The sequence below is a fragment of the Syntrophothermus lipocalidus DSM 12680 genome, assembly GCF_000092405.1.
In the GTDB taxonomy this organism is placed as follows: Bacteria; Bacillota; Syntrophomonadia; order Syntrophomonadales; family Syntrophothermaceae; genus Syntrophothermus; species Syntrophothermus lipocalidus.
The window spans coordinates 1,872,509-1,892,231 of the sequence record NC_014220.1; the positions used below are offsets into that span (position 1 = coordinate 1,872,509).

General features: G+C 50.1%; 28 protein-coding genes. 4 read left to right on the forward strand and 24 right to left on the reverse strand.

Annotation, left to right across the window (positions count from 1 at the left end; genetic code table 11):
- Positions 1 to 14: 14 nt before the first annotated feature.
- The 24 genes from SLIP_RS09000 to SLIP_RS13135 all read right to left on the reverse strand — a co-directional run bounded on the left by SLIP_RS09000 (position 15) and on the right by SLIP_RS13135 (position 17,785).
- On the reverse strand, positions 15 to 1,268 hold the full coding sequence (locus SLIP_RS09000) for a hypothetical protein (RefSeq protein WP_013175965.1): 1,254 nt from the start codon (positions 1,266 to 1,268) through the stop codon (positions 15 to 17).
- A 1-nt stretch (position 1,269) separates the two neighbouring features.
- The gene (locus SLIP_RS09005) at positions 1,270 to 2,322 is read right to left on the reverse strand and encodes a fibronectin type III domain-containing protein (RefSeq protein WP_013175966.1); all 1,053 of its coding nucleotides are present in this window, start codon (positions 2,320 to 2,322) and stop codon (positions 1,270 to 1,272) included.
- Position 2,323: 1 nt separating this feature from the next.
- Positions 2,324 to 2,965: a lytic transglycosylase domain-containing protein gene (locus SLIP_RS12935; protein WP_013175967.1), complete on the reverse strand. Its 642-nt coding sequence runs from the start codon at positions 2,963 to 2,965 to the stop codon at positions 2,324 to 2,326.
- A 37-nt stretch (positions 2,966 to 3,002) separates the two neighbouring features.
- The gene (locus SLIP_RS09015) at positions 3,003 to 6,035 is read right to left on the reverse strand and encodes a fibronectin type III domain-containing protein (RefSeq protein WP_423218586.1); all 3,033 of its coding nucleotides are present in this window, start codon (positions 6,033 to 6,035) and stop codon (positions 3,003 to 3,005) included.
- A 154-nt stretch (positions 6,036 to 6,189) separates the two neighbouring features.
- On the reverse strand, positions 6,190 to 7,323 hold the full coding sequence (locus SLIP_RS09020; RefSeq protein WP_013175969.1) for a glycosyltransferase family 2 protein: 1,134 nt from the start codon (positions 7,321 to 7,323) through the stop codon (positions 6,190 to 6,192).
- A gap of 154 nt (positions 7,324 to 7,477) precedes the next feature.
- Positions 7,478 to 7,627, reverse strand: a complete 150-nt coding sequence (locus tag SLIP_RS12750) for a hypothetical protein (protein ID WP_013175970.1) — start codon at positions 7,625 to 7,627, stop codon at positions 7,478 to 7,480.
- Between the two features lie 52 nt (positions 7,628 to 7,679).
- Positions 7,680 to 7,850, reverse strand: coding sequence for a hypothetical protein (locus tag SLIP_RS12755; protein ID WP_013175971.1), 171 nt, complete (start codon positions 7,848 to 7,850; stop codon positions 7,680 to 7,682).
- A 414-nt stretch (positions 7,851 to 8,264) separates the two neighbouring features.
- Positions 8,265 to 8,420 (reverse strand): hypothetical protein, encoded by a 156-nt coding sequence (locus SLIP_RS12760; RefSeq protein WP_013175974.1) that lies wholly within the window; start codon positions 8,418 to 8,420, stop codon positions 8,265 to 8,267.
- Positions 8,421 to 8,447: 27 nt separating this feature from the next.
- Complete coding sequence (locus SLIP_RS09025; protein ID WP_013175975.1) at positions 8,448 to 8,777, reverse strand: hypothetical protein; 330 nt, start codon at positions 8,775 to 8,777, stop codon at positions 8,448 to 8,450.
- A 40-nt stretch (positions 8,778 to 8,817) separates the two neighbouring features.
- Positions 8,818 to 9,081 (reverse strand): hypothetical protein, encoded by a 264-nt coding sequence (locus SLIP_RS09030; RefSeq protein WP_013175976.1) that lies wholly within the window; start codon positions 9,079 to 9,081, stop codon positions 8,818 to 8,820.
- Positions 9,082 to 9,094: 13 nt separating this feature from the next.
- Positions 9,095 to 9,859 (reverse strand): ATP-binding protein, encoded by a 765-nt coding sequence (locus SLIP_RS09035; RefSeq protein ID WP_013175977.1) that lies wholly within the window; start codon positions 9,857 to 9,859, stop codon positions 9,095 to 9,097.
- Complete coding sequence (locus SLIP_RS09040; protein WP_148216562.1) at positions 9,825 to 10,814, reverse strand: hypothetical protein; 990 nt, start codon at positions 10,812 to 10,814, stop codon at positions 9,825 to 9,827. Before SLIP_RS09040 ends, SLIP_RS09035 begins: the two co-directional genes overlap by 35 nt.
- A 40-nt stretch (positions 10,815 to 10,854) precedes the next feature.
- Positions 10,855 to 11,049 (reverse strand): hypothetical protein, encoded by a 195-nt coding sequence (locus SLIP_RS09045; protein WP_013175979.1) that lies wholly within the window; start codon positions 11,047 to 11,049, stop codon positions 10,855 to 10,857.
- Positions 11,046 to 11,723 carry an MmcB family DNA repair protein gene (locus SLIP_RS09050; RefSeq protein WP_041432967.1) on the reverse strand — a complete coding sequence of 226 codons (678 nt, stop codon included), beginning with the start codon at positions 11,721 to 11,723 and terminating at the stop codon, positions 11,046 to 11,048. The genes SLIP_RS09045 and SLIP_RS09050 overlap by 4 nt, the downstream gene beginning before the upstream one ends.
- 394 nt (positions 11,724 to 12,117) lie before the next feature.
- The gene (locus tag SLIP_RS09055; RefSeq protein ID WP_013175981.1) at positions 12,118 to 12,813 is read right to left on the reverse strand and encodes a hypothetical protein; all 696 of its coding nucleotides are present in this window, start codon (positions 12,811 to 12,813) and stop codon (positions 12,118 to 12,120) included.
- Positions 12,814 to 13,011: 198 nt separating this feature from the next.
- On the reverse strand, positions 13,012 to 13,890 hold the full coding sequence (locus SLIP_RS09060; protein WP_013175982.1) for a DNA adenine methylase: 879 nt from the start codon (positions 13,888 to 13,890) through the stop codon (positions 13,012 to 13,014).
- Positions 13,880 to 14,395, reverse strand: a complete 516-nt coding sequence (locus SLIP_RS09065; RefSeq protein ID WP_013175983.1) for an XF1762 family protein — start codon at positions 14,393 to 14,395, stop codon at positions 13,880 to 13,882. The genes SLIP_RS09060 and SLIP_RS09065 overlap by 11 nt, the downstream gene beginning before the upstream one ends.
- Before the next feature lie 15 nt (positions 14,396 to 14,410).
- Positions 14,411 to 14,899 (reverse strand): hypothetical protein, encoded by a 489-nt coding sequence (locus SLIP_RS12160; protein ID WP_169303761.1) that lies wholly within the window; start codon positions 14,897 to 14,899, stop codon positions 14,411 to 14,413.
- 812 nt (positions 14,900 to 15,711) lie between these two features.
- Positions 15,712 to 15,945, reverse strand: coding sequence for a hypothetical protein (locus tag SLIP_RS09085; RefSeq protein WP_013175986.1), 234 nt, complete (start codon positions 15,943 to 15,945; stop codon positions 15,712 to 15,714).
- A complete protein-coding gene (locus tag SLIP_RS09090) occupies positions 15,942 to 16,151 on the reverse strand; it encodes a hypothetical protein (protein ID WP_013175987.1) in 210 nt (69 codons plus the stop codon). The genes SLIP_RS09085 and SLIP_RS09090 overlap by 4 nt, the downstream gene beginning before the upstream one ends.
- Entirely contained in the window at positions 16,136 to 16,393 is a 258-nt protein-coding gene (locus SLIP_RS09095; protein WP_013175988.1) for a hypothetical protein, read from the reverse strand. The genes SLIP_RS09090 and SLIP_RS09095 overlap by 16 nt, the downstream gene beginning before the upstream one ends.
- 353 nt (positions 16,394 to 16,746) lie before the next feature.
- Positions 16,747 to 16,983, reverse strand: a complete 237-nt coding sequence (locus SLIP_RS09105) for a hypothetical protein (protein WP_041432976.1) — start codon at positions 16,981 to 16,983, stop codon at positions 16,747 to 16,749.
- Between the two features lie 171 nt (positions 16,984 to 17,154).
- Entirely contained in the window at positions 17,155 to 17,445 is a 291-nt protein-coding gene (locus SLIP_RS09110; protein WP_013175991.1) for a hypothetical protein, read from the reverse strand.
- The gene (locus SLIP_RS13135) at positions 17,402 to 17,785 is read right to left on the reverse strand and encodes a helix-turn-helix transcriptional regulator (protein WP_013175992.1); all 384 of its coding nucleotides are present in this window, start codon (positions 17,783 to 17,785) and stop codon (positions 17,402 to 17,404) included. The genes SLIP_RS09110 and SLIP_RS13135 overlap by 44 nt, the downstream gene beginning before the upstream one ends.
- A gap of 130 nt (positions 17,786 to 17,915) precedes the next feature.
- On the opposite strand from SLIP_RS13135, the gene SLIP_RS12165 reads away from it, so the two are divergent.
- The 4 genes from SLIP_RS12165 (at position 17,916) to SLIP_RS09130 (ending at position 19,688) form a co-directional block, all read left to right on the forward strand.
- Positions 17,916 to 18,557 (forward strand): helix-turn-helix domain-containing protein, encoded by a 642-nt coding sequence (locus tag SLIP_RS12165; RefSeq protein WP_049765040.1) that lies wholly within the window; start codon positions 17,916 to 17,918, stop codon positions 18,555 to 18,557.
- Between the two features lie 226 nt (positions 18,558 to 18,783).
- Complete coding sequence (locus tag SLIP_RS12940; protein WP_278078300.1) at positions 18,784 to 19,188, forward strand: restriction endonuclease; 405 nt, start codon at positions 18,784 to 18,786, stop codon at positions 19,186 to 19,188.
- 48 nt (positions 19,189 to 19,236) lie between these two features.
- A complete protein-coding gene (locus SLIP_RS09125) occupies positions 19,237 to 19,455 on the forward strand; it encodes a type II toxin-antitoxin system HicB family antitoxin (RefSeq protein WP_013175995.1) in 219 nt (72 codons plus the stop codon).
- Positions 19,452 to 19,688 carry a type II toxin-antitoxin system HicA family toxin gene (locus SLIP_RS09130; protein WP_013175996.1) on the forward strand — a complete coding sequence of 79 codons (237 nt, stop codon included), beginning with the start codon at positions 19,452 to 19,454 and terminating at the stop codon, positions 19,686 to 19,688. Before SLIP_RS09125 ends, SLIP_RS09130 begins: the two co-directional genes overlap by 4 nt.
- The last annotated feature ends 35 nt before the right edge of the window (positions 19,689 to 19,723 follow it).

A 19,723-nucleotide genomic window follows, 5' to 3' on the forward strand; every position in this document is an offset into this window, starting at 1 on the left:
TTACTACCCTCCTGCTACCCTCCTGGCGTTAGCGGCGGATCAGGCGTCAGTGGTGTCTGGCGTGTTAGAGGCTGTGCTGGCGTCAAGGGATTTTCGCGGCCGTATGGCGTATTTCTCGTTATCGGTTGCTCTCTTGTAAGCGGATCCTGCATTATAACCGGGTCCTGTTGCCGGGGTGCTTCGCGGCTTAGGGGCTGATCCATCACTGAGCTCTCACGCGTCAATGGTTGATCGCGCGTCAAGGGCTCGTTCGGCACAACCGCCTGTTCCATCTGTACTGGCTCGTCGTGCGGCATAACTTCGGGATCCGGCGCGAGTGGAAGCGGTTCGGGGCTGAAGACAGCCGGTGGCAGCTCGGGATCTGGCCTGTCGTATTCGTAAGGCTCCTGATACGGCTCGGACATGTCCGGCACAGTGCTGTCGAAGGTGACAGTAGGAAGCGGGTTAACCTGCAAACCCTGCGCCGTCCTCGGTGTAGTCAGGTAGTTCTTTACGGTTTGCAGATCGTTCTTAACCACAGCTAAATCGGATGATATAGTATCAAGGCGGCTCTTGACCGCATTGAACTGGCTGTTCATGTCCGATGAAATGCTATCGAGTTGGCTACTAATGGTGTCCAGTGTGTCGGTAACCTCGCTTATTCCAGAAATCACATCGCTCATGCGGCTCTTGATTGTCGCCACGTCCCCGCCGATGTCTCTTAACTGACCGCCTATGTTCTGCAGTTCGGTTATTACCCCGCTTAGGTCTGTTCCCCCTCCACTTGGCGGCGGCTCTTCAGGTGGAGGCTCTTCGGGTGGAGGTTCCGTTGGAATGTCAGGATCCACGAAAACTGTAGTGTTCCCGTAGTTGTTTGTACATTCTTTCATCCATGCGTACCTATTCCCCGTGGCAGTGCCGCTTGTAAGTTCTATTTGCGCAGTACACGCAGACGATGGGACCGTTACCGTCTGCTCTCTCACGCTGACCTGTCCGGTGTCCAAAACAGTCGCCTGGAGTTCGGTCGCCTGTCCGTCCCACCACCTAACCCTGACACTGTCTCCCGGCTGAATTTCCCAGGACACTTTCAATTGCGTAATATAGTACCCAAGCCTGTGTTCTGGGTCCGCAGTGACGTACAGTGAACCTACTGTCGTATTCGTTTCTGACGTCGACGCCACGATGCATTCGCTGGAATAGGTCACTTCGGCCCATACCAGGGGTGTGTTAGCCAGTACAGTTAGAAATGATAATATCACCGCAAGCCAAGCATGCCAGCTTCGCTTCACCTTATAACCACCTCAACAACTGCCTTCCGCCCAGTGCATACTTACCTGTTCTTGCTATTTTGATCGCGCCACCGATCGCAAAGACAACCAGCATTCCGGGCAGAACGTCGGGAACATATCCGTACACGGGGTCAATTATGCCACTCAAACTAACATCCGGTGGGGTACTTGACGTTTTGACCGTCAATTCGGCACTCAAGGATTCATTCCCATCTTCCGATACCGCAACGACTCCTATTTGGTACTCAGTATCGGGTTCCAGCCCTTTGATAAGGTAAGATTGTTCTCGGGTCTCTCCAACTAACTCCCCGTCGAGAAATACCCGATACTTGAATATGTCAACTTGTTTGTCCCAAGATACAATCACCCAGTCGTTACCACGATTAGCGACCGTGACCCCGGTAGGTTCCGGAACTGCCCGGACAACAAAATGCAAGGGCTGTGACATGGGACCCTCCCGGTTTTCGTTTACGCCGGCTACCGTAACGTAATGATCTCCTGTTTCCAAGTTTGTGAGTTGCGCCACCTGGATGCCCTCTTTTGCATCTATGTCTGCGACAAACTGCCCGTCAACGTATATTCGATACTGCTTTACATATTGAGAAGGCGGGAGCGCCGGCCACTCTATTGTGGCTCCCGCCGAATCTACCGCCTTTATTGACGGTATGGGAGTTCCGGGCACCGGCGGCAGTGTTTTAAACGTTACCGAAGGCGACGGACCGCTTTCTCCACTGTCGTTTGAGGCGGTAACATAAACGGTGTATTCCGTGTACGGCTGCAGTCCCTTTATCTCTGCTCCGGTGCATGAGCTCCCTGTCCACCGCTGCCCGTCGACCCATACGGTATAATGTGTCGCGCCGGGAACCGGCGACCAGGCAACGCTGGCCCGGGTTTCTTCTATCCCTGCGGCCGTTATCTCTGAAGGCGCTGACGGCGGCAGCGGTTGTTCCGGTGGCAAGTCTTCAGCAAAAACGCCGGCCGTGCAAACAATTAAGATTGTTATAGTGAAGAGCAACCCGAATACCCATCTTAGACAACCTGACACCCGCGCCATTTCAATTCCTCCCGATTGCCCCCAACACCCGGGCCACGTACTGTTTGGTTTCTCTGTACGGTGGAATACCATTGTATCTGTCTACGGTGCCTGGTCCCGCGTTGTAAGCGGCCAAAGCCAGGGGTATGTTGCCTTGGTATCGCTCCAAAAGCTGTTTGAGATACAAGCACCCGCCGCGAATGTTCTCCTCCAACACCCAGGGGTTTACCCCGATAGCACGCGCCGTGTCCGGCATGAGCTGCATAACGCCTATCGCACCCGCACGCGATACGGCCCTGTGGTCGCCCCCTGACTCAGCCGCCGCTACGGCTCTAACCAGTCGCGGGTTCATTCCGAGTTCCCCGGCAATGCGATCTATCAACTTACGCACTATATCCGGCAGGTGCTCCGGCACCCGATAGAACAACATCTGAACGCTCGTAACAGACCTCGCCAGGACTGGTGCAGGCTTCACGCTTCTTTCGCTTACGTCAACCCGTGTCTCCGCCGCTACCCTGACATTGCTACAATTCACGTTATGTCCCTTAACGGTGCTCTGTCCCAGCCGGCAATCAATCTGGCAGCTTTCTTGGGCAGTAACGGGACCACCTAACAGGCCAATCCATAGTATTAGCGTTATTGCAGCGATATAATTTATCTTCACTCCTCAGCGTTCCTCCTCCGACCACGGCTACTCCTATTTACCTGCCGATGATCAGCCGAAGTATTCCCATTAGCATCCCTGAGCCCTTGATGCCCAGGGCCAGCGCCAACAGTCCGCCCATAGACCCAATGACAACTGTTGTCGTTTCTGCGAGATCACGCGCCATAGTTGCAGCTCCAGGGCCTCTCAGTCGTCCTACAGTGACGGTGATGGTCGAACTGGCTTCGCCGTATGCGTTGTAGGCTTCCACACTAATTTCGTAGGTTTCCCCAGGTTCACCTTCGAAGGCGTAGTTTACAGAACTTCCAGGCAACTCTTCGACTAGCTTGCCGTCAACATATATGCGGTAACCAGTGACGTTTTGATAATTCCATGACACTCCTATTCTGGTATTGTCCACAGAAAACGCTAACCGTGGCGCAGCCGGTATTGGTTTTTGGGCTGTTTTGACTGATACCGGCTGGGAAGGATCAGACTCCTGATCACTGTCCATGGACCTCACTCGATAGTAGTATGTAGTCTCCCACTCCAGGTCGTTGTCCGTGAAATAGTTCTCATCTGTGAGGGTCACCTCTCTCCACGACGCCCCGTCTACACTGCGTTCAACCTTGTACTGACCGATCCCGGCAACGGCATCCCATTTTACCGTAATAGCGTTCCCAGAAACACTTGCTTTTAAGTTCTGCGGTACTGGAATCGCAGAGGTGGTTGCCTGAACCGACTCCGATGGCTCCGATATCATCCCACCTGAATTTTTCGCCAGCACCCGGTAATTGTAGGTTGTCTCCCAACGCGGAGCGGTGTCCTGGTAGGTTGTCTCAGTCTCAGGTACTTCCGCAACTTGTTCCCACACGCTGCCGTCCGTACTGCGCTCTACGATATAGGATGCATTAGCTGAACCTGTCCAGCTTAACGTTACGCTTTTCCCGTTTACGCTGGCCTGCAGGTCCGTGGGTGCCGCCGGCGGCATGGTCACTTTAACGACATTGGATGGACCCGAAATCTGGTTCCCGCCGTCCGAACGCACACGGTAGTAGTAGTCGTTGCTCAGATTCAGTCCGGTATCTGTATAGGTTGTAATATGGCTAATTTCAACAAGAAACTCCCAAGTTTGACCGTCCATGCTTCGCTCGATCAAGTACATGTTAACGTGAGGTGCAGCCTGCCATGATAGGGTAACGTCCGTACCCTCCAGCCTTGCCGTCAGATTTGAGGGTGCTGGGACGTTTTCCGTTGTGGCCATGACCGCCGACGGTTCAGAAACAAGACCATCTGCGCTCTTGGCGGTCACGCGGTACCTAAATGTTATGCCCCACCCCAAACTCTCATCAGTATATGATGTTTCTGACGTTGTGCATACTTCAGCCCACTCGTCTCCGTCCAGGCTACGCTGTATGGTATATGACTCTGCCCCCGCGCTGCTGTCCCAGGTCAGGGTGACGTTATTGTAGTAAACCGAAGCCCGCAGGTTGGCCGGTGGAGCCGGGGCAGTCTTTACCTGAGCAGTGTTCGAGGGGCTAGACAGAAGCCCGCTCTCACTCTTTGCGAACACTCTGTAATAATAAGTTGTATTCCAGTCCAGCGCGGAGTCCAAATAAGATGTTACCGTCACTTCGGCTATCTGAGAGAAGCTGGCCCCGTCGGTGCTGCGCTGGATGACGTAAGATGCAGCTCCTGCGCTGCCAGACCAGGTTAGAGATATATTTCTGCCCGCTGCCGTTGCCGTCAGGCCTGTGGGGGCAGCCGGGGGCGTTGTTATTACTGCTGTATTCGAGGGTTCAGAAAGTTGGCCGTTCCCGCCGTCCGAGCGCACACGGTAATAGTAGGTAGTATTGGGGTCTGTCACCTCATCCGTGTATGAAGTTGCGTTGCTGACGTTCGCAAGAGAACTCCAGGTGATATTGTCAGTACTTCTTTCCACTATGTAATCATTTATGCCGTTCGCCGACTGCCATGAGAGTTTAACATTTTTGCCGTCAAGAACTGCAGTCAGATTGCTAGGAACGGGAACCGGATCCGTCATCACCTGAACGGGATCTGAGAATGCTGATATCGTGCCGTCCTGCCCTTTTTGAGCCACCCGGTAATAATAGGTCGTTCCCCATAAAGGAGCTGTTTCCGTAAAGGATGCTTGAGTCACTTCGGCAACCTGAGTGAAACTGATCCCGTCGTTGCTGCGCTCGATGATATACTGCGGGTTCCCGGGACCCTGCCAGGTAAGGGTTATATTCCTTCCTGTTGCCTGCCCCGTTACCCCTGTAGGCGTAGCCGGTGGCGTCGTTACAGTAATGGGAGAGCTTCTTGCGCTTTCCAGGTTGGATGTGTTGTACGCTGTTATCTCGTATGTGTAAGTTATACCCGGAGCAACTGTTATATCGTTATACCTCGTCACGGTTTTATCGACATTGGCTATTTCAGTGTTATTCCGATAGATCTTATACCCTGCCAGGTCCGCTTCAGTGTTTGCCTGCCAGCTTATATTTACTGAGGTTGAAGATTCCACGCTTGCGGAAATTCCTACAGGAGGAACCGGTGGTGTACCTGCTACACCTATCACAACCTTATTCCGGTCGATCACGGTTCCAGATTTCAGATACAAAGCAGGGCGTATAATACCACGTCCTAAATTGTCGTAATAATTTGCATAAGCGATACTAAGAGTTTTATCGGCATTTATTACAACCCAAACATGATTATTATCATAATCATAAGAAACTGGAGTGCGCGTCCACCACCAAATTACATTAGACATTGAGGGAATTATGTTCAGATATCTTTGGTATTCTCTGAAACTAATGAGTCCTACTTTACAAGTGATATTACCAAAGTCGGTACCATCCGGTTTGTCACTTGCTTTAACAGATAATCTATCCCATGAATGTTCCGCTATTAAATCCTTTTGGCTGAGGCTATTGTAGAACGTGTTGTTCAAGTAATAGGCAATGTTGTTTGTGTCATTAGGATCAAAGAGAATTGTATTATTGGGGTCAAAAGCCATCGCACCAATCTTGTCCTTAAGGAGAATATAAGTTTCTCCATTTGGCATTTGTTCCAGAATGACCCATTGCATGCCCGAAAAGGTGATGATAGTCCCCGGAGGCTCGTTATGCAAGGAGGTTTCCGCCTTTGCCAGAGCCAGAGAACCCAAAACAAGAGCTACCACCAGTAGAACTAATAGTGAATGCTGCACAATTCTTTTCTTTATGTTTTTCCCGCTTTTTTCTTTAGTGCGGCGTTCTCCACCACACCTTGTTTCCACAAGAGATCACCCCGTAAGCAGTAATCGGCAACCAGGTTAAGAAAAACGCGCCGGCAGTCACCAGGTACGCCCATGCCTTACACTTTTTGACCTGCTCCGCCAGCATGGGCAGCATATTGAATACAGGAACCGTTAGAAACACCGAAAGCAGGTACTGCCACCAGCCCTGATACAGCGAAAGTATTACCGAGGCACAGATGACCAGGTGCATCGGGACCCACATTACTGCGTCAAGCTCCCGGGCCGCCTGGCTGAAGTTCCCCTGCCACCAGAAGCGAGTTACAGCCGCCAGCAGCCGGGGAATGTACCTTAAGGTAACCTGAGTTTGTCCCCGTATCCAGCGGAGACGCTGCTTCATCGAGTCCGCCAGTCTGACCGGTTTCTGGTCATAAACAACAGCATCTGGGGCAAACGTTACCTTTTCCCCGGCAAGGATCAACTGACAGGTATACTCCACGTCATCCGTCATGGTACAAACGTTCCAACCCACCCGGCGCAGGACATCGGTACTGATGCACAGCCCCGTCCCGGCCAGCCAGGCCGAGAGTCCCAAGAATGTCCGGGCCATCTGCAGCCTGCAGACGTACCAGAACATATAGGCATAATTGGCCGTTATCCAGGAGTCACAGGGATTTTGGGTCTCCACATATCCCTGTACAACCCTGTTGCCTCTTTGTAATTCAGCATCTATAGCCCTTAAGTATTTGGGGTGAATGTGGTTGTCGGCGTCCAAAACCACCACCGCATCGTATTCATCCAGGTTTATATGCTCAAACGCCCATTTGAGAGCGTGTTGTTTTCCCCTTAACTTTTCATCAAACCGTTCCAAGACCTTCGCTCCCATTTCCCGGCTGATAACGCCGGTCCTATCGGTGCAGTTATCGGCAATCACGAACACGTCATACAGAGACCTAGGATAGTCACTCGCCATGATGGAAGCCAGTGAGCCACCTATTACGGATTCTTCGTTGTGTGCAGGTATTATTACTGCGAGCCGGTGCGTACACGTAACGAAAAACCGTCTCCAGGTCCTGACTATTCCGAGACCTATTAGGAAAATTATGAAATGGTAAAAGTAATAAATACCTATAATCTTCACGAGATCGGCACCCTGCCCTAACTTTTTTCGCTAGGTTCTCAAGTCTTTCTTACCAATAAGCGCCCTGTCTTTCCCAGACAAAGGGCGCTTACTGGTATCGAAAGAGTTATGTGTTTGGTCGACTCCCTTGCCCGTTTCAGCTTGGACAACCCAACTATCTTCCGCGTGCGAAAACAGTCTTAGCGGCACCGATAAGTTTCGGGACGGCAGCGATTCCCAGCCCTATTGCCAGTATCGGCCACAGAGCACTAAAAACATCGCCAATATACCCAATTACGTCGGCAGGAATAACGTTGAGACTCACCACAATACCTCCTTTTTGATTTTAGTTATGTGTAAGGTAAGCTTAAGCTTCCTTAACCTTCATCATCCACCCATCGTCTGAATACCTTCGCAATAACCGCCAGTAGCAGGCCGGCCATCGCTATGCCTAGTCCTGCGGCTATTATGGGCCACAGTGAATGCATTAAATCCACTATGACCTGGTACATGTAATTGATATCGTAATTCAAACTCATGTGAGGCATGGTGCTTACCTCTGAGCGTAGTGCTTAAATATCGTTATCAAACCTCCAAAGACAAATAACGCCAGCAACACCCCTATAAAGGGCCACAGTAAAGGGCTGAGCGAGCCAAATACATTTGCAAACTGTTGGTAAACAGCATTCATGTCTACGTTGAAGGACATAATCCCATCCCCTTCATTACCTTACGAGGGCTACCACAGAACCAAAAATGCCGAGTGAAAGACAGGCAAGGGCAACTGCTTTGATTAGAACCGGGTAGCTAAGAAACCAAATGACGCAATAAGCAAAGTTGTCCATCAGCTTATCCCTGCCACCAGTCTGAAATGCGCTCAATGAAGTAAACCAAGGAAAACGGTATCAGCAAACTTGCGGCGTATATTCCTACAAGGCCATGCGTATCAAGCATTTCCCACATCAGATGAAGCCCTCCCGGTCCGCTATGTCGTACAGTACCTTGAATACGATTACTGCGAGGATGATTACCAGTATTCCGGCTATAAGCATGTCCCCGTAAGTCAGTTGCTGCAGGACTTCAAAAAAGCCTTCTGGAGTAAAAACCCTGTAAGACATTTCCTTTACCCCTTATCTACACAATAATCAACCCGATTCCTCTTGTACAATGAAACCTTTGTGCAAAGATTCTACATCACCCGTGGAATAGAGAATCCACCAGTGCAAAACCTTTTTTCTGAAAACGTACATGGTTCTTGTCGAATACCCTAGTTTTTCAGCTATTACCTCCATGGTCATAGGCTGGTTTTCTTCGTAACGGTATTTTGCGAAAGAACGGTATGGTTCCGGTAACCGCGAAAAAAACTCCTCGATTTCACGGCGGACGGACCCGCGCGCGAAACGGTAATTTTTCAACGTTTCGTCCGCCTGTTCCAATCCCACCTGACTACCCTGACTACGCGTCGGCCAGCCCACGTTACCATCTCCCGATAGAAAAAAGTTTTATCTTCCCTCGTCAGTGCCTTTTAGCACCGGCAGTTTTTTTGAATGTGACCACAGTCCACCCGCCCCACGTTTCGGGGACGCAGACGGCATAGAGGCGTTCGGTAATCGGGATTTCAACTGCAAGTCCATATACCTGCAGACCAGCAGGTAACATTGCCAGGAGTTTACGTCTAACCACCTCGGGTGTGACTTTCTTTCTGGTTTTCCCGCGTTCTTTCATCCTCCGGCAAGCATGTTCGCTAAATCTTACCCGCGATGTGCAGCGTCTCGCCATCTGACCACCTCTCTTAAGCTATCCTCCAGTCCTTCCCCGACACGGCCACCTGAAGTCCTCCGCATATGCGCGACGTAATAGGTCCTCCCAATCTTGCCGTCATTTCCTTCCCCGTAAGGTTTGAGGTAAACACCGTAGCCTTTCGCTTTCGCTCGTAACGGTAGTCTATGATGGCGTACAGCGTCTCCAGCTTCCAGTCGGTGATTTTCTCGGTGCCTATGTCGTCTATTACTAGCAGGTCCACCTGCTTTAGAAGACCCAAAACTTCGGTACCGTTCTCAGGATGCCATGTGCTCCGGCGCACGTACGAGAGCATGTCTATGGACTTGAGAGCCAGCACCGAATATTGCCTCTCCGCCAGTTCTCGGGCGAGAGCAAGCGCCAGATAGGTCTTTCCCCTGCCCTGGGGACCGTAAAGCAACAACGTATTCCGGGGTTCCCTGATGAGATACTCTCTGAGACTTTGGAGAGCCGGTTCCTGCCCCGGCTTGGGTTTTACCTCGGACAGTTTTGGTCCATCACGTTTAAGCAAATTGTCCTTTCCGAAGCTGATCTCGATGCGCTCGCACATGTGTTGTAGCCTATACGCTCGCTCCTCGTCCGGAGTTGGCGAACATCGACACCGACCACGAACGTTCACCACCAGGTTTGTTGGACTGATGAGAATAGTGCTAACAAACGTCTGGCCGCATGTGTCACAGCGTCTTTCCTGCTGGGCAAGAAGTTGGTAGCTTAACGGTGCTTTACCCGGTATACCGCTCTCGTTCATATCTTGCATGTTCATCTACCTCCGCGGGATCTCTGTAATCTGCATTTAGATATTCTTGAAACGGTTTGGAGGGGCCCAGGAACGTCTTGGGCAGCTTGATGAACTGCTCCTCTGTCCCTTTTCGCCGGCATTCTTCCCTGTATCGTTGCGCTGCCTCGATCATGTCCCTAGGCAGGTGGCCTTCCTTCATCCGCGCGCACCACACCTTGAACGCCGCCAACTTTTCTTTTGGCCGCGGATAGACAGACCAGAATTCCTCAAAATCTCTGGTGTATATCACGGTCGAGTGTCCTATGCCAGCGCGTTTGTTTTTAGGACCCGCACGCAAAGAAGCAGCACCGTTTCCAGTTTCGCAAAACCGCTCCCTCTCTCCGATTGATTTGGAAGAGATCTCACTCAGGGTGCTCATGATTAACGAGTCGTCAGCACCCTTGCCGGCCTCTACGGGCCACGCTCCGTCTTCGTTTGCTTTCGAAGAGACCTCAGCCGGGGTGCTTTCGTACTCGCGTGGCAACTCATTCGCTGGCAACTGGTCACACAAGCGTGCTTCGTCAGAAGCACAATTATTATTATTTTTAAGAGAAGGTGTAAGTAAAGGTGAAGGAGAAGGTGAAGCGGTGTTTTGCGGTGTTGGGCGCTGTTCTTCGCTGATTTGCGCTGAAGTGCGCTGATTGGCGCGATGTGGTAAGCGCTTATCTTCCTTGATATATGATTGGTACTTGTAGAAGGAGTTTGGAAAAGTTATTAAGGAGGCTTCTTTGTCCCACATAATCAGACCGTATTTCACCATACCCTCAAGCGCGGTTTCGACATCTTGAACTGTGACGGATCGTATGCCAGGGACAACCTGAAGCAATATTTTGCGCGGGTCACCTGTCAGGGTGGCGTTGTCTTCGGCGTGCGGAATCATCCATGTGTAAAGTAAGCCGGCAAACAAACCATACTCTTCGATTAACTGGTTCACCTCAGGATCCAACGAAATTTCTGTACTTATATATCGTCTTCTACTCACCTTCTGGCCTCCCTTTAATTCTGCCTTCCTTGATCCCGTATAAGTTGCCGTCGTACATATGAAGAATCCATTGCCCCGTGTTTGAATCGCGTTCTAGTTTACTTACATAGCGCCATGCCCGCCCCGCTATGAACCGAGCATAGCTCTCGGCCTCCTTTCTGTCGGTGAAATAGGCGGTTAGTCTCATGGTCTAATCCCCCACTCTGAAGTAATTTGCAATAACTCAGCCCTTACCTTGATCTGCCGAACCAACTCCCTAAGCTCGTATATCTCCCAGCCATCTGGCGCAATACCTAAACCCTCAGCTATTGCCTGTTTGGTTTCGGAAATTAGAAATTCGTATTCGTCAAACCTTGCAAGAGCTTTAGCTATCTTCTTACCCAGGTGCTTGGCCTCATCGCTCCAACGAGAGTGCTTGCCTTCGTATAACGCCCTTGATAAATTGCGCTGTCGAAGGGAATTTCGCTGTTTCATAAACAACATGGACATCAGTGTTTGTTTAGGTATATCGATCTCCCGAAAAGGGGCTGACTTCTCTATCTTCCATCCTTTCGGGCCCCGGACAATCAGTCCCGCTTCTGTCGGAATGTCGTCTTTTGTGGCGATCTCGGTCGGCATGGCAAACATGAAGCGGTGACAATGGTCGAGATAGCCTCGCCACTTTCCGCTTCGAATATCAGATAAAAAATCGTTGCGGCTCACCTTCACCTCGTAGATAAACACGCAGAAACGGGTATACGAAGGTAATACTCTCATAACATCGGCCATTTGTACCTGGTGCAGGTTTTTGCGCGCTGTCTGGTAATCTTCAGCCTGCGCTATGGCGCGATACAATTTTATTTGGTTTTCGTAGGCCCTCATAAACCGACTTCCAAGCGGGACATTCAGGTATGGAGTTCCACCCAATGATATTGCAAGGTCTTCACAAAGTTTGTCGTGCTTCCAGTGACTCATCATCTCTCTGATTTTATACACTCCTTTCTACAGGACAGTGCGATACCGACTTATATAATCGGCACATTTGAATGAGCTCTCTGTCGCTGATACAAACCCTCAAAAACCCGCCCGGATTACGGAATAGGCGATGGGGTTCGTAATATTGACAATTCACACAATCCATAATCGCCGAAGAGCCCTCAGAGGAGACCAGCAAGTGGACCATATTGCTCAATGAGCTGGTTTACTTCTGGGTCTGTTGATGTTTCTGTGCTTATGTACCCACGCCTGCTCACTCTTACGCTTTGATTCAATGCCCTTACTCTATGATGAGCGGCATGACCAGCATCCGCCCGTTTTCTCCGGTAAAAAGAATAGGTAATGATTCATCGTCGATCGAATGCGAAACAATTACGTTACCAGTTAGGACATCCTTCATCAAATCCAGGTAATGTTTCGATACGTGGGCAGTGAAACTGCCGTGAGAGAGAACCTGCCACCTTCTATATGGGAAGTCCGTCCCCAGAGGTGGCCGTATTTCAACCTGATGAATGGGGACGGAAACGTAGCCAGAAAGATTAAACAGATGTTCGTATTCCGGGTATTTTTCAGTGGTAATACCGGCTTTATCCCCTTCCAGTTTGATAACCACTCTGTTACGCAGCTCTGAAGGAATATCGGCAAAAAGCATTACCAGTATCTCATGTGTGTCTGAAGCCACGAGTTCCCCATCTGCCACAAAGACTCCCATAAAGCAAGTCTTGAAATGCTCCTTGGCCGTACACTTTTTGGCAGTAGCGAAGATACTCCTGAACGCATCGGATAGAGTGGGAACCGCTATCCATTCTTTTATCGCCGCCTTCTGGACCTGTTCTATCCTCTCCTGTTCGAGCTTGGCCAGCGTTTCGGGGCAAGCCTCAAAGTGATCTTCCAAAAGGACATCCTCGTTATGGATACATGCATCGCACTTATAGGTGTTTCTGTTGCGACATACATCACAGTTGAGCTCTATCACAAGCGAGTCCTCCTTTTGTCTTAATACGTTCTGGAAATTCTGGACGTAATTGAATAAGCAAATTGATTACGTGCATTATGTCAAACCTAATGTCCCTTTGTTAGTTATGGACTGTTGACAACCCGGTGCCGCGCCGCCCATGCCGCTTAAGACCTGCAAAACTGTGAACTCCTGTGTCATAGTGTTGGTATCCCCCACCTACTCCGAAAATAAGGACCCTGCCACTGAAGGCGGTCTGTAATTCATCCAGACGGTTTCGGTTCTCTTTTGTGACTCTTTCCAGTTTGTCTTGGCCGTCACGGTTCTAGTCCGGCCTATAGCGTAACATACACTCAGCCAGTCAATCCGTACCCATCCGTTCTCTTCCAGGGGACGGTAGAGTTCGTTGTCATAGCCGCTCAATAACACCTTTCCTTTGACAGAAAGGACTAGAGAGACCAACTCGCGGTGATCCTCGTCGGTCAACTCATGCTCGTACTTCCCCCATCGCCGTGCAGAGTGCACATAGGGTGGATCCAAGTAGAAAAAGGTGTCGGGAGTATCGTACACCCTGATTAAGTCGCGAAAGTCCCTGTGTTCGATCTGAACTGTTCTAATGCGCTCGTGGATGTCGGGTAACCTGTCGATAGCCGAAAGATAACCTGCCACCGCTTGCGAAATTCCCCACCGTGATTCCGTCACGCAGAAACTCCATGAGTGGCCGAAGTGTCCCGAGAAAGACATTCGAGCGACAATATACCACTGGTAGGCACGTTCTACGTCGTCCTGAGCCTCGTGCCAGTTCTCACGGAAAGAGTAGAATTCTTCCCGGCTGAATGGAGTAAGGTTCACCTTTCGCTGGAATTCAAAAAACTTCGCTGGATCCCGGAGAACCCGGTAGAAGTTGATCAAGCCGGAGTCTATATCGTTTAGAACTTCTATTTGGGAGAGCTCCGGGGGTTTGGCGAATAAGAGAGCAGCAGCTCCCCCGAAAACTTCTACATACGTGTGATGTGGCGGGATTAAGTGCACCAACTTAGACGCAAGGTACTGTTTGCCCCCGTACCACTTCAGCGGAGGTTTAAGTTCAGGCTTCATTGGGTATGATACCTCCCACGTCTTCATTCTGAAGATAAGGCCTGCGGTCAGAAACTTCCCATCGCAGCTTTTTCTCCAAAGGGTGTTTATCCAGGCGGGATCTACCGCAGTTGGGCCTGTTCCAGGTCCCGCCCCCAGCCAGTCCGATGCATTTGTAGCCTGCCCCTAATAGAGACGATCCGCTTTCGGTGGTCAAAGTGTATGTGACCAGCCGGCGATACCCCAGAGCTCGTGCTGCCCTCCATGCAGCGGCATATAATGCGGAACAGGCATTTGGACAGCCGTCAGTTGCCACCCGCGTTACTTCCAAAGTCCAGCCGTCATCAAGCCCACGCGCCACCGGCCTGCCTATAGTGGCGACACCGCGTATTTGACCCGATTCGTCCGCAACTGCGAGACTGAATTTATGTCCCCGAACCGGCCCGTGGTGGCGGTGGTATCTTCTTATGTACTCGTTGGCCTGGGCCAATGTGCATGGGACTATAGTAAGCCTGGGTTGTGCCATCTATTCACCCTCCTTCTAAACGGCATGAGCTCTGTTAAACGCGCTCGCGTGCAAAGCCCATGTTTCCGGTCCGAAGAGAGTAAGTTCCAGTGATCCATGGAAGGCAACGATAAAACTGTCAAAACGGTGAAAAGACCAAAGTGGAAAAGCACTATCTACCGAGTCCGCACTGATTTGCCTGGCCAACTCAATCTTCCTAGGCGTTCCAGCCCTGGCATAGTGAAACTTCTTCCTGTGTTTGTGAGCAAGCTGTTTCCAATACCAGGCAGTAGTTTTGAACCGATCGGTTCCCCCAAGCAGAATGCCGGAAAAAAGAGGTAGGACCTCTTCCACGTCCTGAAGTTGGATCCCGTCCTGCACGGCCAGATACCACGGCCACTGTCGCGGCAATCGTTCTAACCAACGAAGGGAAAACTCGAGACTTCGTTTGCCGCCGGCAACTATGTCTGGAACCACTGCCATATAAGGTGTCCCAATGGAATACGCCATGTCCAACCGGTGCATAAATGCGACCTCATCAAAGGGTTTGCCACTTCGCCAATCGCGAAAGGCACCGTTGTCAAAACCCCATGGTTCCCCCGGGTAGGGATGGATTTTCTTATTTATTACCATCCTCCCCCACCCATAATGCCGCAAAATTGTTATGAGTTTGGTGTTCCTTGTATCGCCGGTAATAAATATCATGGTCACCACCAGCTCCGCCAAATTCCTATTTGAACAATGAGTACGGCAGCACCCAACGCGAGCGCCGCAAGTGCTATTATTCGCCCTATGAGCTCCATTGAATGTTCTAGCCGTTCTAACTGGAGGTGGTCGTCGCTTTGAGTTTTGGTATATTGGATGGTGCTTTCGTCGAAGGGTGTTGCTGTGAAGCGCCTTACTTGTCCGTTGTAATATGAGGTTATTCCCACCGCCCTGCGCATGGTCACCCTCCTTTGTGAATATCCCGGTCGTCGCCCAACACCAGTGTCAGTGGCGACGGGGACGAATGTGCGTGGCCATCATCGCTTAGACGGCCACGATCGATTGGCACTTCGAACGTAATAATCGTTTTCGGTTATCCCGCATAGCTCGCACCGATGAATGCCAAGATATGCGTCGTATGGAAACCGAGTCCCTTTTCCACAATAGGGACACCACCTGTGTGCAGCCTTTGGCACATATTCTGGCGGTGTTTGCGGTGCTACGACGAACTTTGAGCGAAGCTCGGGAGCAAGTTTCGGCATAAAGTGCTTATTAGTGACGCCCAGCTTGTCATGTACCCACTGGATTATGTCATCATCGGGTTTGGGTTTCTGCAAAGTGATCTCCTCCCGCTATTTTGTCCTCGAGGTAACAAAACGGTTGCAGTATTCCTCGGAGAGAAACACATCCAGGACCAGGTTAATCCCGGGCACCCTTTTAACTTCCCAGCATTCGTCGACGAACGAACCGTACTGGTCCAGAATGCCAACATGACCATCGTTGAGCATTATTCCGGGCTCCCATTCACCGTCTCCATTGCGTCGGAAGAGACAGGTTTCAAGCGCGTACAGGCGTTCCTTGTTCACTGTTTATGCCTCCTTTCCGTCAACCTGAGTCTCTGCATGGTTGAAAGTCTGGTCAGCGAAGAGCCAAGCTGGACCAGTGCACAGCAACCATGATCTTCGATGTACCAGGTGGACCCCTTCCCCGCGATGTGCCGGTTACATTCCAACTCAGCTTCGTCAAAGCCGCAAACCGTGTCAAACAGAAGAGACTTTATCGGGCAGTACATTCTTTCGCCTCCTTTTCAGTCAGTCGGGCAAGTAACGCAGTGAGAATGGGCAGGTACGTTTCTAATGCGTCGAAATCTATCGCCAATCCGGAAGTTGGGCGCCATCCTAACACATCGTCTGCCTGTACCTTGTACCCATCCGCGCCTATGATGTACTCACCGTCATTTATAGCAATACCGTATTCCCATTTGTCGTTCCCTGTACGTTTGAATTTGCACGAACCGATCCGAAACCGAAACACTATTTGTGAGCACCTCCTCTTAGAAACAAACCCGGAGGCATAGTCTTAGGCAATTTGCAAGAGTTTTTGCCGTATTGGTTTTGCTTATGGTATAATCTAGCCGGTAGTATTGCGTGGCCGCTTTTCATGCGGTCGTTTCTTTTTCTTTGTACGATTTCCGGCTGCAATTCATATAAAGCCGCTCTTGCTATTAACCGCATTCTTGATTCACCTTCCTCACTCGTTATCGTTGCTAGTACGCTCTTGGTCGGTCCGGCCACCAAACTGCCAGTTCGAAAAGTCTTGCCTGGTCCAGCATGGTATGCATTTAGACATGTTGAGACCGTGTCGGTGTAAACAATTCAGACAGGTTTTCATCTGTCTTGCACCTCCTTATTTTCGCTCCTTTGTATTGGCGCATCCTGTGGGGTGCTTGCGAACAGCCCAGCCTTTATCATTGGCCACATCAGCCTTGCGAGCTCGTCGTAGTACTCGTCCTCCGTCATGTCCGGTACTTCTGGTCCGAGAACGCGCGCCACCTCACGGTACGTTTCCCTGCCGCGTTTTCCCTTCTGGCGGGCAGCAATGATGGTCAGATAGTGTACGGGCATCTCTAACATCTCCTCTCCTTTCCGACGGGTTTCTTTATCTCAGCCGCCGGTTCGGTATTCGTGGTCCTTCTTGACGCCATTTGTGCACCCCCCCTCTCACTTGGGAAATAAAACCAGTAGTGCTAAAATGACATCAAGAAACGCGAGCAAAAAACCGGGCACAAAGGGTCTTCAGACCGCGCTTGCCCGGTCTCGCACGGTTTTCGTATTGAGCCATTCGTGCTTGCGATTGTAGAGGTGCTCCAGCCAGCGATTGTCATACATGGAGTCGCTTTCGATCACGTCAGCCAGTTTCATTAGAATGTTCACATTCTTGGATATCGAGGCAAGAAGGGTTTCGACTGCCGATTCAACGCAGCCGGTATTGGGCCCGTCGGTAAGTTCCAGGAACAGGTCGTACTGCTCGTTGATGCGATCTTCAAGGATGTTTCGCAGGTGGATGTATTCGTCTCTCGTTAACATTGCTTTGCGCTACCCCCTTGTCGAATGGAATTAGACAATCAGAAGCGAAGTACTGTGATACAGTCTCGGTATCCGCTTTTGTATCTCTACAAGAGACCTCGTCGGCAAAAAAAAGTTCATCGATGCTTGTACCAAGTCTCTGAGCGATAATGCGCGCCTCGTGCAAGGTGAACCGCGTCATCCCGGATTCTTTTTTGTAGTATGCAGCTTTGGTTACAAGCCCAAGTAAATCGGCCATGTGCTTTGCTGATATGCCTTTGCTTTTCCTTAAATCTCGTAATCGTTGATACGCCACTGTAGTCACCTCCGTTGTATCAGGCTGGGATACTGTCATTATCATTATAGGTGTCTCCGCAAGAAACTGTCAATGCCTGAGATTAAAAAAGTTGAAAAGATGGAAACATTATAAGCAGTATCCGCGACGGAACTGTATAATAAAGGAGTAAGTGAGGTGCTGTTCCTTGACTTCAGTGGGAAGCCGCATTAAACAACTCAGAGAAGAGCGCGGACTCACTCAAGAACAATTAGGAAAAATTCTTAACGTACAAAAGGCTGCCATCTCCAAATATGAAAAAGGTCACACTCTACCCGACAGTGAGGCGCTGAAAAAGCTCGCGAAGTTTTTTAACGTATCGGTGGATTATCTTCTCTGTTTGACTGATACGCGCGAACCTTTTGACACAAAAGTCACGGCAAATGTCTCATATGAAAGCGCTGAAAAATCCTCCAGAGGAATTACAAACAACGTTAAGAGGTCATTTATAGACATGCTCAAAGATAACCGCGGCATGATGCCGTCGGAGACTTTACTTGGTCTTCTCATCGTGATACCGGCTGTTATTTTGGCACTGCTCGAAAAACTCGCTAATGTCGCAGACGAAGAAAAGGGACGATTAGTAAGCGATCTCGAAACAACACTGAGAGAGGCGATGGATAGTGCCTTAACAAAAGACATTATAGACATAAGCGACTTAGACGAAGAGATGAAGCAGGACGCACTACAATATATAGAATGGTTGCGAACAAAGCAGAAGCTTAATCCCAAGCACGACGAAACGTCCGCTGGATTAGAGGACCTAGACAAAGATAAGCGCAAAGCGGAAGGGGAATAACGAGTTTAGCGGTTTAACTAACTGTGGGAGACCGGATGACATGGAGTTTGGTACTGACCCATTTGAGCAATTCATGTATTTTTTTCGTCCTTTATGGCAAGTACTAACACACAAGTTCTTCCTGATGCTCTATGCACTTGCTATCATGCCCTCTTTCATTAGATGGTTGGTTAGGGTTCACTTTAACGCACGGGCACGTAGAACTGGCGTTGACAAAACGGATAGAATGTCCGGCAGAGAATTTGAACAATGGCTGAGTGTTAAATTCAAGCAGATGGGGTATAAAGTACAACTACAGCGAGGCTTCAAAGACAAGGGAGCAGATTTAATTTTGCAGAAAGGACCACTCACAATAGCAGTGCAGGCCAAAAAACTTGCTCCGGGAAGGAAAGTTGGGGTGAAGGTACTTGGTGAAGTCTTGAGAGCCATGAAGTATTACAAGGCTCCACGGGGCATAGTGGTCACGAACCAGTACTTCACGCGCGAAATGATAGAGGAAGCAAGCGGTTATACTGATGTGCAACTGTGGGACCGCCCGCGGTTGATACGGGAGATTGAGAAACTTAACCAAACAAAAACCGCTGCGGTGACTCAGACCATGGACGGCAGGATAAACAAGAGCATAAAATAAACCAAGTTATTGGTGCTCTGGTAGGGAAGGCAAAAGGGGGGAAACAGAATGTCCCGTCGCTTTTTGGTCATTATCGAACAGGACGAGGATGGAAAGTATATCGCATCAGTACCATCTCTGCCTGGCTGCCATACCCAGGCAGATAACCTGGCCGACTTGGAGAAACGGATTCAAGAAGCCATCAGCCTTTACCTTGACGAGGCCGGGGATATAGTTCCTACAACTGAGAAACTAATAGGTGTTTACCAGATCGAGGTACTGCCATGACGAGGCTTGCCGTCATCTCTGCTGAAGACATGGAGCGCATATTGATTCATTTGGGATTCCAGCGTAAAAGACAGGCAGGAAGCCATGTGATGTTTGCCCATCCCGATGGACGGTGTACAGTTGTCCCGTTCCACAAAGGCGAAGACTTAGCCAGAGGTCTAATCAGGAAGATTCTACGGGATATAGATATATCGCCCGAAGAATACGAAACACTAAGGCGAGACGTCTTATAACAGACCTACTGCCAAAGCCACGAGTAGAAGGTTTT

Bases quoted from the DNA above. Each gene is read 5' to 3' on its own strand.
- SLIP_RS09005 (WP_013175966.1), bottom strand. From the start codon at position 2,322: ATGGCGCGGGTGTCAGGTTGTCTAAGATGGGTATTCGGGTTGCTCTTC.
- SLIP_RS09015 (WP_423218586.1), bottom strand. From the start codon at position 6,035: ATGCAATGGGTCATTCTGGAACAAATGCCAAATGGAGAAACTTATATT.
- SLIP_RS12755 (WP_013175971.1), bottom strand. From the start codon at position 7,850: ATGCCTCACATGAGTTTGAATTACGATATCAATTACATGTACCAGGTC.
- SLIP_RS12760 (WP_013175974.1), bottom strand. From the start codon at position 8,420: ATGTCTTACAGGGTTTTTACTCCAGAAGGCTTTTTTGAAGTCCTGCAG.
- SLIP_RS09030 (WP_013175976.1), bottom strand. From the start codon at position 9,081: ATGGCGAGACGCTGCACATCGCGGGTAAGATTTAGCGAACATGCTTGC.
- SLIP_RS09035 (WP_013175977.1), bottom strand. From the start codon at position 9,859: ATGCAAGATATGAACGAGAGCGGTATACCGGGTAAAGCACCGTTAAGC.
- SLIP_RS09045 (WP_013175979.1), bottom strand. From the start codon at position 11,049: ATGAGACTAACCGCCTATTTCACCGACAGAAAGGAGGCCGAGAGCTAT.
- SLIP_RS09050 (WP_041432967.1), bottom strand. From the start codon at position 11,723: ATGAGGGCCTACGAAAACCAAATAAAATTGTATCGCGCCATAGCGCAG.
- SLIP_RS09060 (WP_013175982.1), bottom strand. From the start codon at position 13,890: ATGAAGCCTGAACTTAAACCTCCGCTGAAGTGGTACGGGGGCAAACAG.
- SLIP_RS09065 (WP_013175983.1), bottom strand. From the start codon at position 14,395: ATGGCACAACCCAGGCTTACTATAGTCCCATGCACATTGGCCCAGGCC.
- SLIP_RS12160 (WP_169303761.1), bottom strand. From the start codon at position 14,899: ATGCACCGGTTGGACATGGCGTATTCCATTGGGACACCTTATATGGCA.
- SLIP_RS09090 (WP_013175987.1), bottom strand. From the start codon at position 16,151: ATGTACTGCCCGATAAAGTCTCTTCTGTTTGACACGGTTTGCGGCTTT.
- SLIP_RS09105 (WP_041432976.1), bottom strand. From the start codon at position 16,983: ATGCCCGTACACTATCTGACCATCATTGCTGCCCGCCAGAAGGGAAAA.
- SLIP_RS09110 (WP_013175991.1), bottom strand. From the start codon at position 17,445: ATGTTAACGAGAGACGAATACATCCACCTGCGAAACATCCTTGAAGAT.
- SLIP_RS13135 (WP_013175992.1), bottom strand. From the start codon at position 17,785: ATGATAATGACAGTATCCCAGCCTGATACAACGGAGGTGACTACAGTG.
- SLIP_RS12940 (WP_278078300.1), top strand. From the start codon at position 18,784: ATGTCCGGCAGAGAATTTGAACAATGGCTGAGTGTTAAATTCAAGCAG.
- SLIP_RS09125 (WP_013175995.1), top strand. From the start codon at position 19,237: ATGTCCCGTCGCTTTTTGGTCATTATCGAACAGGACGAGGATGGAAAG.
- SLIP_RS09130 (WP_013175996.1), top strand. From the start codon at position 19,452: ATGACGAGGCTTGCCGTCATCTCTGCTGAAGACATGGAGCGCATATTG.